15 protein-coding genes are annotated in these 14,344 nt (G+C 73.2%); 9 read left to right on the top strand and 6 right to left on the bottom strand.

What is annotated here, in order from left to right; genetic code table 11:
* Positions 1 to 24: 24 nt before the first annotated feature.
* The 3 genes from rocD to GVV04_RS05925 all read right to left on the bottom strand — a co-directional run bounded on the left by rocD (position 25) and on the right by GVV04_RS05925 (position 3,436).
* A complete protein-coding gene (gene rocD, locus GVV04_RS05935) occupies positions 25 to 1,239 on the bottom strand; it encodes an ornithine--oxo-acid transaminase (protein ID WP_328822289.1) in 1,215 nt (404 codons plus the stop codon).
* Positions 1,239 to 2,054, bottom strand: a complete 816-nt coding sequence (gene ddaH / locus GVV04_RS05930) for a dimethylargininase (RefSeq protein ID WP_201753091.1) — start codon at positions 2,052 to 2,054, stop codon at positions 1,239 to 1,241. Before ddaH ends, rocD begins: the two co-directional genes overlap by 1 nt.
* A 527-nt stretch (positions 2,055 to 2,581) precedes the next feature.
* On the bottom strand, positions 2,582 to 3,436 hold the full coding sequence (locus GVV04_RS05925; protein WP_328822226.1) for a DUF308 domain-containing protein: 855 nt from the start codon (positions 3,434 to 3,436) through the stop codon (positions 2,582 to 2,584).
* A 256-nt stretch (positions 3,437 to 3,692) separates the two neighbouring features.
* Between GVV04_RS05925 and GVV04_RS05920 the strand changes: the two genes are divergently transcribed.
* Positions 3,693 to 4,499 (top strand): Fpg/Nei family DNA glycosylase, encoded by an 807-nt coding sequence (locus GVV04_RS05920; RefSeq protein ID WP_161685286.1) that lies wholly within the window; start codon positions 3,693 to 3,695, stop codon positions 4,497 to 4,499.
* Here the strand turns inward: GVV04_RS05920 and GVV04_RS05915 are convergent.
* The gene (locus tag GVV04_RS05915) at positions 4,472 to 4,720 is read right to left on the bottom strand and encodes a hypothetical protein (RefSeq protein WP_161685283.1); all 249 of its coding nucleotides are present in this window, start codon (positions 4,718 to 4,720) and stop codon (positions 4,472 to 4,474) included. The genes GVV04_RS05920 and GVV04_RS05915 overlap by 28 nt on opposite strands.
* 54 nt (positions 4,721 to 4,774) lie before the next feature.
* Here GVV04_RS05915 and GVV04_RS05910 point away from each other — a divergent pair, with 54 nt between their 5' ends.
* The 8 genes from GVV04_RS05910 to ptsP are packed head-to-tail and all read left to right on the top strand — an operon-like array spanning position 4,775 to position 11,335.
* Positions 4,775 to 5,536: a DeoR/GlpR family DNA-binding transcription regulator gene (locus tag GVV04_RS05910; protein WP_161685280.1), complete on the top strand. Its 762-nt coding sequence runs from the start codon at positions 4,775 to 4,777 to the stop codon at positions 5,534 to 5,536.
* 13 nt (positions 5,537 to 5,549) lie between these two features.
* Positions 5,550 to 6,458, top strand: coding sequence for a 1-phosphofructokinase (pfkB, locus tag GVV04_RS05905; protein WP_161685277.1), 909 nt, complete (start codon positions 5,550 to 5,552; stop codon positions 6,456 to 6,458).
* A gap of 57 nt (positions 6,459 to 6,515) precedes the next feature.
* The gene (mtlA, locus tag GVV04_RS05900) at positions 6,516 to 7,649 is read left to right on the top strand and encodes a mannitol-specific PTS transporter subunit IIC (protein WP_161685274.1); all 1,134 of its coding nucleotides are present in this window, start codon (positions 6,516 to 6,518) and stop codon (positions 7,647 to 7,649) included.
* A 5-nt stretch (positions 7,650 to 7,654) separates the two neighbouring features.
* A complete protein-coding gene (locus GVV04_RS05895) occupies positions 7,655 to 7,963 on the top strand; it encodes a PTS sugar transporter subunit IIB (RefSeq protein ID WP_161685271.1) in 309 nt (102 codons plus the stop codon).
* A complete protein-coding gene (locus tag GVV04_RS05890; protein ID WP_161685268.1) occupies positions 7,956 to 8,390 on the top strand; it encodes a PTS sugar transporter subunit IIA in 435 nt (144 codons plus the stop codon). Before GVV04_RS05895 ends, GVV04_RS05890 begins: the two co-directional genes overlap by 8 nt.
* Positions 8,387 to 9,427: a zinc-dependent dehydrogenase gene (locus GVV04_RS05885; RefSeq protein WP_161685266.1), complete on the top strand. Its 1,041-nt coding sequence runs from the start codon at positions 8,387 to 8,389 to the stop codon at positions 9,425 to 9,427. Before GVV04_RS05890 ends, GVV04_RS05885 begins: the two co-directional genes overlap by 4 nt.
* Positions 9,428 to 9,435: 8 nt before the next feature.
* Positions 9,436 to 9,711, top strand: coding sequence for an HPr family phosphocarrier protein (locus GVV04_RS05880; protein ID WP_161685265.1), 276 nt, complete (start codon positions 9,436 to 9,438; stop codon positions 9,709 to 9,711).
* Positions 9,704 to 11,335 carry a phosphoenolpyruvate--protein phosphotransferase gene (gene ptsP / locus GVV04_RS05875; RefSeq protein WP_161685263.1) on the top strand — a complete coding sequence of 544 codons (1,632 nt, stop codon included), beginning with the start codon at positions 9,704 to 9,706 and terminating at the stop codon, positions 11,333 to 11,335. The genes GVV04_RS05880 and ptsP overlap by 8 nt, the downstream gene beginning before the upstream one ends.
* A gap of 99 nt (positions 11,336 to 11,434) precedes the next feature.
* On the opposite strand, the gene GVV04_RS05870 is transcribed toward ptsP, so the two are convergent.
* Positions 11,435 to 12,856, bottom strand: a complete 1,422-nt coding sequence (locus GVV04_RS05870) for a WGR domain-containing protein (protein ID WP_161685261.1) — start codon at positions 12,854 to 12,856, stop codon at positions 11,435 to 11,437.
* An 84-nt stretch (positions 12,857 to 12,940) separates the two neighbouring features.
* Positions 12,941 to 14,320 carry an FAD-dependent oxidoreductase gene (locus GVV04_RS05865; RefSeq protein WP_161685258.1) on the bottom strand — a complete coding sequence of 460 codons (1,380 nt, stop codon included), beginning with the start codon at positions 14,318 to 14,320 and terminating at the stop codon, positions 12,941 to 12,943.
* Positions 14,321 to 14,344: the final 24 nt, after the last annotated feature.

Raw genomic sequence — 14,344 nt, 5'->3', positions numbered from 1 at the left:
GCCCGCCGCTGTCGTACGAGAGGATCAGCCGGCCAGCACGGCGGCGAGCTGGGCCACGGCGTGGTCGATCTCCTCGGCGGTGATCACCAGCGGCGGGGCCAGTCGGAGCGTCGAGCCGTGGGTGTCCTTGGCGAGCACGCCCCGTTCCATCAGCCGCTCGCAGGCCTGCCGGCCGGTCATCAGCGTCGGGTCGATGTCCAGGCCGGCCCACAGGCCCCGGCCCCGGACGGCGACCAGCCCCTTGCCGACCAGCGACTGGAGGCCGGCGTGCAGCCGCTCGCCCAGCTCGGCCGAGCGGCGCTGGAACTCGCCGGTGGCCAGCAGCCGGACCACCTCGGTGGCGACGGCGCACGCCAGCGGGTTGCCGCCGAAGGTGGAGCCGTGCTGGCCCGGCTTGAGCACCCCCAGCACGTCCGTGTTCGCGGCGACTGCGGAGACGGGCACGATGCCGCCGCCGAGCGCCTTGCCCAGCAGGTACATGTCGGGCACCACGCCCTCGTGCTCGCAGGCGAAGGTGGTGCCCGTCCGGCCCAGGCCGGACTGGATCTCGTCGGCGACGAGGAGCACGTTGCGCTCGGTGCAGACCCGGCGCACGCCCGGCAGGTAGCCCTCCGGCGGCACCACCACGCCCTGCTCGCCCTGGATCGGCTCCAGCAGCACGGCGACGGTGTTCTCGTCGACGGCGGCGGCCAGCGCGTCCAGGTCGCCGTACGGGACCACCGTGAAGCCCGGGGTGTACGGCCCGAAGTCCGCCCGCGCGTCCTCGTCCGTGGAGAAGCTGACGATGGTGGTGGTGCGGCCGTGGAAGTTCCCCTCGGCCACCACGATGTTCGCCTGCCCGGCCGGCACGCCCTTGACCTGGTAGCCCCACTTGCGGGCCACCTTGATCCCGGTCTCCACCGCCTCGGCGCCGGTGTTCATCGGCAGCACCAGGTCCTTGCCGCACAGCTCGGCCAGCTCGCGGCAGAAGTCGGCGAACTGGTCGTGGATGAACGCCCGGCTGGTCAGGGTCAGCCTGTCGAGCTGCGCGTGCGCGGCGGCGATCAGCCCCGGATGCCGGTGGCCGAAGTTGAGGGCCGAGTAGCCGGCGAGGCAGTCCAGGTAGCGCCGGCCGTCCACGTCGGTGAGCCAGGCCCCCTCGGCGGAGGTGATCACCACCGGCAGCGGGTGGTAGTTGTGCGCGGTGAAGCGCTCGGCGTCCCGGACCGCGCCCGGCGTCCGCAGCCTGTCGTCCACGATCAATTGCTCGCCTTTCCCTGACGGAGCCGCAACGTGCAGCACTTCGGTCCACCGCCGGCCTTGCGCAGCTCGGACAGGTCGACACCGATGGTCTCGTAGCCCCGGTCGCGCAGCTTCGCGGCCAGGTCGGTGGCCTGCGCGGGCAGCACCACGTGCCGCCCGTCGCCGACCGCGTTCAGGCCCAGCACCTCGGCGTCGGCCATGGTGGCGTGGACCGCGTCCGGGAAGAGCCGGCGCAGCGCCGCCTGGCTGCCGGGCGAGAACGCCTCCGGCAGGTACGCCACGGTCCGCTCGTCGAGCACGGTCAGCGCGGTGTCCAGGTGGTAGAAGCGCGGGTCGACGAGCTGCATGGTGACCACGGGATAGCCGAACACCTCCTGCAACTGGGCGTGCGACGCGTGCGCGGTGCGGAACCCGGTGCCGGCCAGCAGGACATCGCCGGCCAGCAGGATGTCGCCCTCGCCCTCGTTGACGTGCTTCGGGTCGTACACGTCGAAGCCGGCGGCCTCGAACCAGGCCCGGTAGGCGGGGGCCTCGTCGGCGCGCTGCGGGTCGCGGAACTGCACGGCCATCGCCCGGCCGTCGATCACGGTGCCGCCGTTGGCGGCGAAGACCATGTCGGGCAGGCCGGGCAGCGGGGCGATCTCCTCGACCGTGTGGCCCAGCTCGCGGTAGATCCCGCGCAGCTCCTCCCACTGCCGGATCGCCAGGTCGGCGTCGACCGGCGCGGTGGGGTCCATCCACGGGTTGATCGCGTAGTCGACGGCGAAGTACGTCGGCCGGCACATCAGCAAGCGCTGGCTGGTGGCGTCCATCGTCATTGTCCTGCTCCCAGGGGTCGGGCGCGCCCCGGCCACCTTCGGCCCACGGGGCTGGCGCCGTGGCCCAACGGTATGCGGCCGGCGTCAACGACATCCACCGGTGGAACTTGCGTAGACCGACTGATCATTGCGTATAGCAGGCCCCACCCGACGATTCATTGCGCAGACCACTATTCGATCAACACCCCACCCGCCCCACCCTGCCGCTCCACCCCGCCCCACCCCGCCGCTCCACCCCGCCCACCCCACCCCTCCCGCGCCGATCTTGCAGTTGCGGCCCGGGCGAAAGGGGCACAACGGGCGTACCGAGGGCCCAAAGTGCAAGATCGCGGGGAAGGGGTGGGGTGGGGTGGGACGGGTGGGGGTGTTTTGGTTAAGACGGTGTGGCGGTGGGGAGGCGGGCCCGGACGTGTTTCGGGGGGCGGCGAACCGCCGCCCCCCGAAAGAGGATGTGCCCGGCTGGTGAACCACCAGACTGGTCGGGCTGGGCCGGCGAACCGCCGGCGGAGATCAACTGCCCGTCAGAAGCGGTCGACAAACTGTGAGTCGAGCCACTCACGGAGCCGTTGCACCCAGTCGCCGTCCGTGGTCGGCCAGTCGAACTGGCCGGTCATCGCCAGCACGCCGAGGACCACGGCGGCGACGCCGAAGGCCATGCCGAGCAGGGCGTCGGTCTTGCCGGCGATGTGCCGACGCCGGGTGGCGAGCAGGCCGAACACGGACAGCACCGCCCCGAGCACGCCGATCGCGATGCCGTACCCGGCGAGGGTCCCGGTCAGCACGGCGAGCGCCCCGGCGACGCCGACGACCAGGCCGAGGGTGGCGAGCAGGCTGGACCGGGGCTTCGGCCCGGCCGCTGCCGGCCCCGGCCGGGTCTCGCCGTCGGCAGCGGTGCGGTCCACCGGCGTCGACGGCTCGGCGGTACGGCCCCGGCCCGCCGGCTGTCCGTTCGTGGGGTCGGCCGGCAGCGGCCGTCCGGCGGTGCGGTTCCGGTCGAGGTCGAGGGTCGGCTCAGTGGTGGGGGAACCGGTCGTGGTGGGGGCGGCCGTGGCGGTGGACGGGCCGGTGGTCGGCCGCTTGGTCTCGCCGTCCGGGGTGCGGGCGGTGGCCGCGCGGGCGGTCGCGGCGCGGGCCCGGGCTCCCTGCTCCGCGGCCTGTCGCTCCGCGTCCGAGGCCCGCTCGCCGTCGCTGGCGGTCGTGCTGCTGCGGTACGTCGTCTGCTCGTCGCCGCGGTCGGTGAGCACCGGCCGCCCGTCGGGGCGGCTGCCGGTGTCCGTCGCGACGGCCCTCTCGAACTCGTCGACGTGGCCGTCGCCGTTGCTGTCGTTCGTCGTCGCCGGCTCGTTCCGGCGGGACAACAGCGAAGGAATCTTCACCTCATCACCTCCTGATCCATGCGTGGAGGCCTCGGAAGCGCCGGTCGGCAGCCACGCGGTACGGCGTCCGAGGTACCCAACCGGAGCCCCGCCGACACTTCCACCACCCGTTCGGGGTGGCGCTGCCGTCGCCGGGAACCGGATTGGGTGGTGGGGGCGACAGGACGGAGGTCGCGTCAGGATCGCGCTCGGGTGACCCGCGCCCGGCCGGCGGGACCGGCGGTCGGCGGTCGGCGGTCGGAGATACCGTTGCGGCGTGCCAGAGGGACACAGCATCCACCGCCTCGCCGCCCGGCACGCCGAACTGTTCGCCGGCGACAAGGTGCAGGCCGCCAGCCCGCAGGGCCGCTTCGCCGAGGGCGCGGCCCGGCTGTCCGGCACCGTCCTGGACGACACCGAGGCGTACGGCAAGCACCTGCTGCACCACTACGCGCACGAGCTGACCCTGCACGTGCACCTCGGCCTGTACGGCAGGTTCGCCGACGGGCCGGGCGAGCCGCCGCCGCCCGTCGGCCAGGTGCGGCTGCGGCTGACCAGCGACGCGCACTGGCTGGACCTGCGCGGCCCCACCGCCTGTGAGTTGCTCACCCCGCCCGAGGTGGCGGCGCTGCGCCACCGGCTCGGCCCCGACCCGCTGCGCGCCGACGCCGACCCGTCCCGCGCGTACGCCCGGATCTCCCGCAGCCCGACCCCGCTCGCGGCGCTGCTGCTCGACCAGTCGGTGGTGGCCGGCACGGGGTTGATCTTCGTCACGGAGGCGCTGTTCCGGGCCGGCCTGCCGCCGCTGCTGCCCGGCCGGGAGCTGACCCCGGCGCTCTGGCGGGAGTTGTGGGCGGACCTGGTGGCGCTGATGACCCGGGCCGTCGAGGTGGGCCGGATCGACACCGTCCGGGATGCCCACCTGCCGGAGGTCACCGGCCGGGCGCCCCGGGTCGACCGGCACGGCGGCGAGGTGTACGTCTACCGCCGCCCCGGCCAGCCCTGCCACGTCTGCTCCGGCGAGGTGCGCCGGGGCGACCTCGCCGGGCGCAACCTCTACTGGTGCCCCACCTGCCAGCGGTAGCTGGCCAAGCCCGCGAGCCAGCGGGCCGTCTCGATCTGGTGGCCGAACACCGCGCCCCCGGCGATGCTCCAGGCCCGGGTGTGCCCGATCGCCCAGCCCCGGACCCCGCCCCAGCCCCGGACCCTGCCCCAGCGCGGTGTCCAGCAGCCGGCGCTCGCCAGCGGACCCAACTGCTCGGCCCGGCGGTGTGGGTTTCTGTGGCCGACCTCTTGACTTCCCACTCATCCGGGCGTAAACAAAGCACAAGCAAAACGAAACGGCGGTGAAACAACATCGTGTACGCCGAAGAGCGGCAGCAGGAGATCCTTCGCATGGCCCGCACCGAGGGCCGGGTCGAGGTGGCGGGCCTTGCCGAGGAGCTCAGCGTCACGCCGGAGACCATCCGGCGCGACCTCACCATCCTGGAGCGGGCCGGGGTGCTACGCCGGGTCCACGGTGGCGCGATCCCGGTCGAACGGATCGGGTTCGAGCCCGCCCTGGCGGCGCGCGACGCGGTGCTCATCGAGGAGAAGGAGCGCATCGCCAAGCTCGCCCTGAGCGAGGTGCCCGAGGAGGGCGCGATCATCCTCGACGCCGGCACCACCACCGCCCGGCTGGCCCAGCTGCTGCCGGTCGACCGGGAGTTGACCGTCGTGGTCAACTCGCCGGTCATCGCCACGACCCTCGGCACCTGTGCCAACCTCAATGTCCTGCTGCTGGGCGGACGGGTCCGCGGGAAGACCCTCGCGACCGTGGACGACTGGGCGCTGCGGCCGTTGGCGGACCTCTACGTCGACGTCGCGTTCATCGGGACCAACGGCATCTCGGTCGAGCGCGGCCTGACCACCCCGGACCCGGCCGAGGCGGCGGTGAAGCGGGCAATGGTCCGTGCGGCCCGCCGCACGGTACTGGTCGCCGACCACACCAAGATCGGCAACGACTACCTGGCCCGGTTCGCCGAGCTGGCCGACCTCGATCTGCTCATCACCGACAGCCGCGCCGACTCCGACCTGGTCGGCGACCTGGAGTCCGCAGGCGTCCGCGTGGCACGAGCATGAAAGCCGGCAGGGCATGATCGTCACCGTCACCCTCAATCCCAGCCTCGACCGGGCCGTCGAGGTCGACTCGCTCACCCGGGGCGAGGTCATCCGGGCCGCCACGGCGCACCTCGACCCCGGCGGCAAGGGCGTCAACGTGTCCCGGGCCCTGCTGGCCAACGGGGTGCCGTCGGTGGCGGTGCTGCCGTCCGGCGGCGACGAGGGCGACCAGCTCATCCGCCTGCTCAAGGCGGAGGGGGTGGAGGTCCTCGCGGTGCCGATCTCCGGACGGACCCGTTCCAACATCACCCTCGCCGAGCCCGACGGCACGGTCACCAAGGTCAACGAGCCCGGCCCGACCATGTTCCGCGCGGAGCTCGACGAGGTGACCGACCGGGTGCTCACCCGCGCCGGCGATGCCGACTGGGTCGTGCTGTGCGGCAGCGTCCCGCCCGGCCTGCCCGCCGACGCCTACGCGCAGCTGTGCCGGAAGCTGCGCGCCGCCGGCGTCAGGGTGGCCGTCGACACCAGCGGCCCCGCCCTGCGTGAGGCCGCCCTGGCCGGGGCGACCCTGCTCAAGCCCAACCGCGACGAGTTGGCCGAGGTGGTCGGCATTCCCCTGGCGGACCTCGGCGACGTGGTCGACGCCGCCCAGCGCCTGCGGGCGTGGGGGGCCGGCACCGTCGTGGCCAGCCTCGGCGCCGACGGTGCCGTCCTCGTCGACGCCGACGGGGTCGTCATGGGTAGCTGCCCGGTCGTCCGGCCCCGCAGCACCGTCGGCGCCGGCGACGCGCTGCTCGCCGGGTTCCTTGCCGCGGGCGCGCGGGGCGCCGCCGCCCTCGCCGAGGGGCTTGCCTGGGGCGCCGCCGCGGTGAGCCTGCCCGGCAGCCGCATGCCCGGCCCCGCGGACCTGTTCCGCCACGCCGTCACCATCCACCCCTGACCGGACGAGCTTCTCCCCCCGCTGCCGCCCGGTCCCCCTCCTGAAGGAGATGCCCCCGTGACCTCCTCCTACACACCCAAGGTGCAAGGCCAGGGCTTCAGAGCCTCGGTGCAACGCCTCGGCGGTCACCTGGCCGCGATGGTCATGCCCAACATCGGCGCGTTTCTCGCTTGGGGTCTGATCACCGCGTTGTTCATCCCGACCGGCTGGTTCCCCAACAAGACCCTTGCCGAACTGGTCGGCCCGATCATCAGCATCCTGCTGCCGGTGCTCATCGGCTACACCGGCGGCCGGCTGGTCCACGGGCAGCGCGGCGCCGTCGTCGGTGCGGTGGCGACCATGGGCCTCGTGGTCGGCGCCGACGTGCCGATGATCCTCGGCGCGATGATCATCGGCCCGCTCACCGCCTACGTCCTCAAGCTGTTCGACGGCCTGGTCGAGAACAAGATCCGCCCCGGCTTCGAGATGCTGGTCGACAACTTCAGCGCCGGCATCATCGGCGGTGTGATGGCCATCGGCGGCGTCTACGGCATCGGCCCCGTGGTCGAGTGGTTCACCAAGCAGGCCGGCTCGGGCGTCGACTGGCTCGTCGACAAGGACCTGCTGCCGCTGACCTCGGTGCTCGTCGAACCCGCGAAGGTGCTGTTCCTCAACAACGCCATCAACCACGGGGTGTTCGGCCCGCTGGGCATGGCCGAGGCGGCGGACAAGGGCAAGTCGATCCTGTTCATGATCGAGTCCAACCCCGGCCCCGGCCTCGGCCTGCTGCTCGCCTTCATGGTCTTCGGCCCCCGCGCGCTGCGCCCCAGCGCCCCGGCCGCGATCATCGTGCAGTTCCTCGGCGGCATCCACGAGATCTACTTCCCGTACGTGCTGATGAAGCCGAAGCTGATTCTCGCCATGATCTGCGGCGGCGCCGCGGGCGTCGGCACCTTCATGATCACGGGGGCGGGCCTGGTCGCCACCCCGTCGCCGGGCAGCATCTTCGCCTACCTGGCGGTCACGCCGAAGGGCGACTACTTCGGGGTCGTCCTCGGCGTCGTCATCGCCACCGCGGTCACCTTCGCGATCGCCTCGGCCCTGCTCGGCTTCGGCCGCGGCGAACCCGCCGAGGACCCCCTCGGCCCCGACGAGGAGACGATCGTCGACCCGGACGAGGCCACCAACAAGTCGGCGAAGCTGGAGGTCTGAACGCCATGCCCACCATCAACGGCACCGAGATCAAGAAGGTCGTCGTCGCGTGCGACGCCGGCATGGGCAGCAGCGTGATGCTGGCCAGCCAGCTACGGCGGCAACTGGCAAAGAACGCGGTGACCGTCGAGCACACGCCGGTCAACTCGATCCCGGCGGACGCCGACGTCGTCATCTGCCACCGGGGGCTTGCCGCCCGGGCCCGGGTCAGTGCGCCCGACAAGGTGATCGTGCCGATCCAGGTGTTCATCGGCGACCCGGCCGTCACCAAGGTCGTGAACGCGGTGCAGCGTGGTGGTGAGCTGAGTGGCTGAGCTGCTGTCCCGTGACGCGATCCGGCTCGACGAGCGGGCCGGATCGCGGGACGAGGCGATCCGCCGCTGCGGTGCGGTGCTCGTCGAGACCGGCGCGGTCGCCCCGGCATACGTGGACGCGATGCTCGCCCGCGAGCAGAGTGTCTCCACATACATCGGGGAGGGCGTCGCCATCCCGCACGGCACGCTCAACAGCAAGGAATCGGTCCAGCGCGACGCCCTCGCGGTGCTGCGCTTCCCCGGCGGCGTCGACTGGGACGGCTTCGACGTGAGGGTCTGCGTGGCCATCGCCGCGGCAGGCGACGGGCACGTGGACATCCTGGCCAGGCTCGCCTCGGTGCTGATGGACCCGGCGCAGGCGGAGCGGCTACGAAACTCGACAAGTGCCGATGAAGTGATCACCATCCTTGAAGAGGAACCATCGTGAGAGTTGTGCGATTCCACGCCCCCGGTGACATCCGCATCGAGGACGCGCCCGAGCCCACGCCGGGCCCCGCCGACGTGAAGATCCGCGTCCGGGCCTGCTCCACCTGCGGCACCGACGTGAAGATCTCCCGCTTCGGCCACCACCACATCGTCCCGCCGCGCGTCATGGGCCACGAGATCGCCGGCGAGGTCGTGGAGGTTGGCGGCGACGTCTCGGGCTGGCAGCCGGGGGACCGGGTCCAGGTCATCGCCGCAATCCCGTGCGGCAAGTGCGCGGAGTGCCGGCGCGGCCGGATGACCGTGTGCCCTAGCCAGGTGTCGATGGGGTACCACTTCGACGGCGGGTTCGCCGAATACATGGTCGTACCGCACAACGTCCTCGACGTCGACGGGCTCAACCGCATCCCCGACGGACTCAGCTTCGCCGAGGCGTCCGTCGCCGAGCCCCTCGCCTGCGTCCTCAACGGCCAGAACCTCGCCAGTGTCGGGGAGGGCGACGACGTGGTCGTCGTGGGCTCCGGGCCGATCGGCTGCCTGCACGTCCGCCTGGCCCGGGCGCGCGGCGCGGCCCGGGTGTTCCTCGTCGACCTCAACCGCGAACGCCTCGACCTGGCGGCCAACCTGGTCCAGCCGGACGCGGCGATCTGCGGTGCCGAGACCGACGTCGTCGACGCGGTGCTCAAACTCACCGAGGGCCGGGGCGCCGACGTCGTCATCACCGCCACCGCAGCCGGCGCCGCCCAGGAACAGGCGGTGCAGATGGCCGCGCGGCAGGGACGGATCAGCTTCTTCGGCGGCCTGCCGAAGGACAAGCCGGTCATCTCCCTGGACTCCAACCTCGTGCACTACCGCGAACTGGCCATCGTCGGCGCCAACGGCTCCAGCCCCGAGCACAACAAGCAGGCGCTGCGGCTCATCGCCGACGGCTCTGTGCCGGTGGCCGACCTCATCACCCACCGCCTGCCGCTCGACCGTGCCCTCGACGCCTTCGGCATCGTGGCCCGTGGCGAAGCGATCAAGGTGACGATCGAACCGTAGGAGGATCCGTGCCCACCAGGACAGTCGTCGTCGGCTCCGCCAGCGGGCTGCACGCCCGCCCGGCGGCGTTGTTCGTCGCCGAAGCGGCGAAGCAGCCGGTGCCGGTCACCATCCGCACCGGCGACAAGAAACCCGTGCCGGCCCGCAGCATGCTCGCCGTGCTGTCGCTCGGCGCGAAGAAGGGCACCGAGGTCACCCTGGAGGCCGACGGCGACGGTGCGCAGGCAGCCGTCGACACCCTGGCCGACCTCCTCGCGCGTGATCTGGACGCCGTCGATGCGTGAACTCCGGGGAATCGGGGCCAGCCCCGGCGGTGCGGCGGGGCCGGTCCACCGGCTGGCCCCGCCACCCGCCCTGCCGCCCGCCCCGGCAACCGTCGACCCCTCGGCCGAGAAGACGGCCGTCCGGGCGGCGGTCCTCGCCGTCGCCGCCGACCTGACCCGTCGCGCCGACGCCGCCCCGGACACGACCGCCGCCGAGGTGCTGCGGGCACAGGTCATGATGGCGCAGGACGAGACGCTGATCGACGCGGCCGACGTCGCCATTGACGGCGGCACGGACGCCCCGCACGCGATCACCGACGTGCTCGCCGTGCACCGGGCCGCCTTCGAGGCCGCGGGCGGGTACCTCGCCGAGCGGGTCAGCGACCTCGACGACCTGCGGGACCGCCTCGTCGCGGCGTGCCTGGGGCTGCCGATGCCGGGTGTTCCGGACCCCGGCCGCCCGTTCCTGCTCATCGCCCGCGACCTGGCGCCCGCCGACACCGCCGGGCTCGACCCGGCCCTGGTGCTGGGCCTGGTCACGGCCGAGGGCGGGCCGACCAGCCACACCGCGATCCTGGCCCGGACACTCGGCATACCGGCCGTGGTCCGCTGCGCCGGCATCCTGGACGTGGCCGACGGCACGCTGGTCAGCCTCGACGGCTCGACCGGCGTCGTGGCGACCGGCGTCTCCGCCGAGACGGCGACCGGCGTCAACGCCGCCCGGCTCGCGGAGATCGAACGCCGCGCACGCTCCCACGGCCCCGGGCGGACCGCGGACGGCCATCCCGTCGCGCTGCTGGCCAACATCGGCTCCGCCCGCGACCTCACCGGCGAGGTCGAAGGCGTCGGGCTGTTCCGCACCGAGCTGCTCTACCTCGACCGCAGCGACCCGCCGTCGCATGAGGAACAGGTCGCCGCGTACCGGGAGGTCTTCGCCGCGCTGCCCGGCCGCAAGGTCGTCGTGCGCACCCTCGACGCCGGCGCCGACAAGCCGCTGCCGTTCCTGCGCCTGGCCGGTGAACCCAACCCGGCGCTGGGCATCCGCGGTCTGCGGGTCGCGCGGCAGACTCCGTCCGTGCTTACCACGCAGCTGGGCGCGATCGCGGTGGCGGCTGCGGCGGAGGACGCCGAGGTCTGGGTGATGACGCCGATGGTCGCCACGGCGGCGGAGGCGTCCGCGTTCGCCGTGTCCTGCCGCGAGCATGGCCTGTCGACCGCCGGCGTGATGATCGAGGTGCCGGCCGCCGCCCTGCGCGCCGGCCAGGTGCTGCGTGACGTGGGCTTCCTCAGCATCGGCACCAACGACCTCAGCCAGTACACGTTCGCCGCCGACCGCATGTGCGGGGACCTCGCCGAACTGCTCGACCCCTGGCAGCCCGCGCTGATCGGGCTCATCGCCTCCTGCGCGGCGGCCGGCGTCGAGGCGGGCAAGCCGGTCGGCGTGTGCGGAGAGTCCGCTGCGGATCCGGATTTTGCCCTGGTCCTGGCTGGGCTGGGCATAACCAGCCTGTCCATGGCCCCCCGCAGTATCCCGGCGGTGCGCGAGTCCCTGGCCGCGCACACCCTGGACGAGTGCCGCCAGATCGCCAAGGCTGCCCTGGCCGCCGACACCCCGGAGGCGGCCCGGGCGGCGGTCCGCCGCTGAGCCGCGTCGCCCCACGGAGGCGGCACCGGCCGGCGGCACGCCGGCCCCGGCGGAGAAGGACGCCCTCCTCTCCCGGGTCGGGCGAGCCGCCGGCCGGGTTCAGCGCAGCCGGCGGATGTCGCCGTAGGCCCGGTAGAAGCCGCCCCGGCCCGCCTGGCGGACCTCGGTGACCAGGTAGCGCGCCCCCGCCTCGCGGATGCCCTTGGGGAACTGCACCGTCCAGTCGCGCTGGTAGCCGGCGGAGAGCACGTGGACGCGCAGCCGGCCGCCCTCGTCGACGCACTGCACCACCACGCCACCCAGGTCGTCGGTGGCGACCTCCACCGTGGTCCAGGCCGCCGGCTCGGGCAGCCGCGCGGGGGCCTTGACGTCCACCACCTCCGGCACGCTGCCCTGCTCGGCGGCCCGGATCGCCGGCTCGCTCGCGTCGACGCAGGCCAGGTGGCCCGAGGTGGTGACCACGTAGAGCCGCTGGTCGTGATACTGCATGGAGTACGCCGAGCCGCAGCCGGTGCCGAGCTTCCACAGCCGGTTGCCGGCCGCGTCGAAGCAGTAGATCGAGGACTGGTTGTCGCCGGCGAAGACGTACCGACCGTCCTCGGCGGTGGCGCAGGAGAAGACCGGGGCGTCGCAGCGGTACGACCGCTCGGTGTGCCCGTCCTTGCGCAGCCGCACCACCTCGCGGGTGCCGGTGCCGGCGAACACGGCGTCCCGCTCCTGCCAGCCGAAGAGCACCGACCCGGTGCGGGTGTGCCACAGCTCCCGCCCGGTGCGCCAGTCGTAGCCGGTCACCCCCTGGGAGTGGCCGTGGTAGAGCGCGTCGGCGTCGCAGCGCACCATCCACGCGGACCGGCCGCGCCCCGGCCGCCGCCAGAGGAACTCGTCCTCGTGGTCGATCGCGGCGATCCCGCCGTCGGCGTCGGAGACGCCCAGCACCCCGTCGTGGATGTCCAGCCAGTAGATGTCGATCTCCGGGGTGATCGCGTACGCCACCCGGGGCACCTTGCCGGAGAGGTCGTAGACGTTGCCGTCGTCGCAGCCCGCGTAGATCCAGGCGTCGTCGGCGACGATGGACTTCACCCCCTCGGGAAGCCGGACCTGGTTCAGCACCCGGGCGTCGTGGTCGAGGGTGGTGATCACCCCGTGCTCGTTGCCGACCATGCAGTGCTGCCCGTCGACGAAGATGCCGAACGCGGGCGCGCCGGAGGCGTACCGCCACAGCACCGGGGCGGTACGGGCGGTCGAGCGGGTGCTGACGATCTGGCGGCGGGAGATCGGCCGCTTCTGGCGGGCGCCGGGCACCGCCGGGGCGTACCCCTTGCGGACCTTGTCGCCGATCTTCTTCGCGGCGGTGGCGCGGGCGCGGGCGTTGTCCGGGAAGGCCGTGGTCTTCACCTGACCCTGGTCGCCGATCCGGCCGTAGCGAACGGTCATCGTGGTGTCGTCCACCACCACCTCGTAGAACTTGTGCGCCGCTCCGTCCACTTCGGATAGTTCGAGGTAGGTCGTCTCCTGCGACATGGCATCGCCTTTCGGGGGGAAGCGCGCCGGACCCGGCACCGCGACAGCGAGCACACGCTAACCGCGCCCCCCGACAGGTTCGGTCTATCCCCGGCTGCGGTCGAGGGCGTCGACGGCCTTGCGGGCCGCGATCAGCACCGGGTCCCAGACCGGCGCGTACGGCGGGGCATAGCCGAGGTCGAGTGCGGTCATCTCGTCCACCGTCATGCCGTTCCACAGCGCCACGGCCAGGGTGTCGATGCGCTTGGCCGCCTCCGACCAGCCGACGATCTGCGCCCCGAGCAGCCGCCCGGTGGGGCGCTCGGCGATCAGCTTCACCGTCATCGGCCGCGCCCCCGGGTAGTAGCCGGCCCGGTTCGTCGACTCGGCCACCACCGAGACGAACTCGAAGCCGCTGGCCGTGGCGTCCCGCTCGCGCAGCCCGGTGCGGCCCACCTCCAGCTCGCAGACCTTCGTCACGGCCGTGCCGATCACGCCGGGGAAGGTCGCGTACCCGCCGCCGAGGTTGATCCCGGCGACCCGGCCCTGCTTGTTGGCATGGGTGCCGAGCGGCACGTGCACCGGCAGGCCGCTGACCAGGTGCAGGCTCTCCACGCAGTCGCCGGCCGCCCACACCCCCGGCGCCCCGACCACCCGCATCCGCCGGTCCACCCGGATCCCGCCGGAGGAGCCGACCGGCAGGCCGGCGGCCTCGGCGAGGGCGGTGTTGGGGCGTACCCCCAGGCCCAGGACCACGACGTCGGCCGGCACCGGCCCGTCGTCGGTGATCACGGCGGACACCCGGCCGTCGCGCTGGTCGAGCCCGGTCACCCCCACGCCGGTACGGATGTCGATGCCGATGCCGCGCATGGCCGTCGCGACGAGAGCGGCCATGTCCGGGTCGACGGTCGCCATCGGCTGGTCGGCCTTCTCGACCAGGGTGACCGACAGCCCGCGCTGGACCAGCGCCTCGGCCATCTCCACCCCGATGTAGCCGCCGCCGACCACCACCGCCCGCCGGGGCGTCGGGTCGCCGTCCAGCCAGTCGCGCAGGCTCCCGGCGTCGTCGAGGGTCTGCACGCCGAAGACGCCGCCCATGTCCGTGTCGGCCCAGCCGGGCTTCGTCGGCGCCGCTCCGGCGGCGTACACGAGGTCGTCGAACCGCTCGCGGACCTCGCCGCCGTGGTCGAGGTCACGGGCGACCACCTCCCGGCGGTCCAGGTCGATCGCGGTGACCTCGTGCCGCAGCCGGACGTCGATGTCGAACTCGTCGCGGAAGGTGGCCGGGGCGCGGGCGACGAGCTGGTCCCGGTCCGCGACCATCCCGCTGATCCAGTACGGGATGCCGCACGCCGAGTACGACGTGTGGTGCCCCCGCTCGAAGGCCACGATCTCCAGGCCCGACCGGTCGCGGCGACGCCGTGCCTGGGAGGCCGCCGCCATGCCGGCGGCGTCCCCGCCGATGACGACGAGCCGTTGCGCCACGCCGGTCATCCTGCCGTCCCGCGC

The organism is Micromonospora rubida (assembly GCF_009908295.1).
Lineage (GTDB): Bacteria > Actinomycetota > Actinomycetes > Mycobacteriales > Micromonosporaceae > Micromonospora > Micromonospora rubida.
This window is presented reverse-complemented; position numbering and strand designations above follow the sequence as displayed.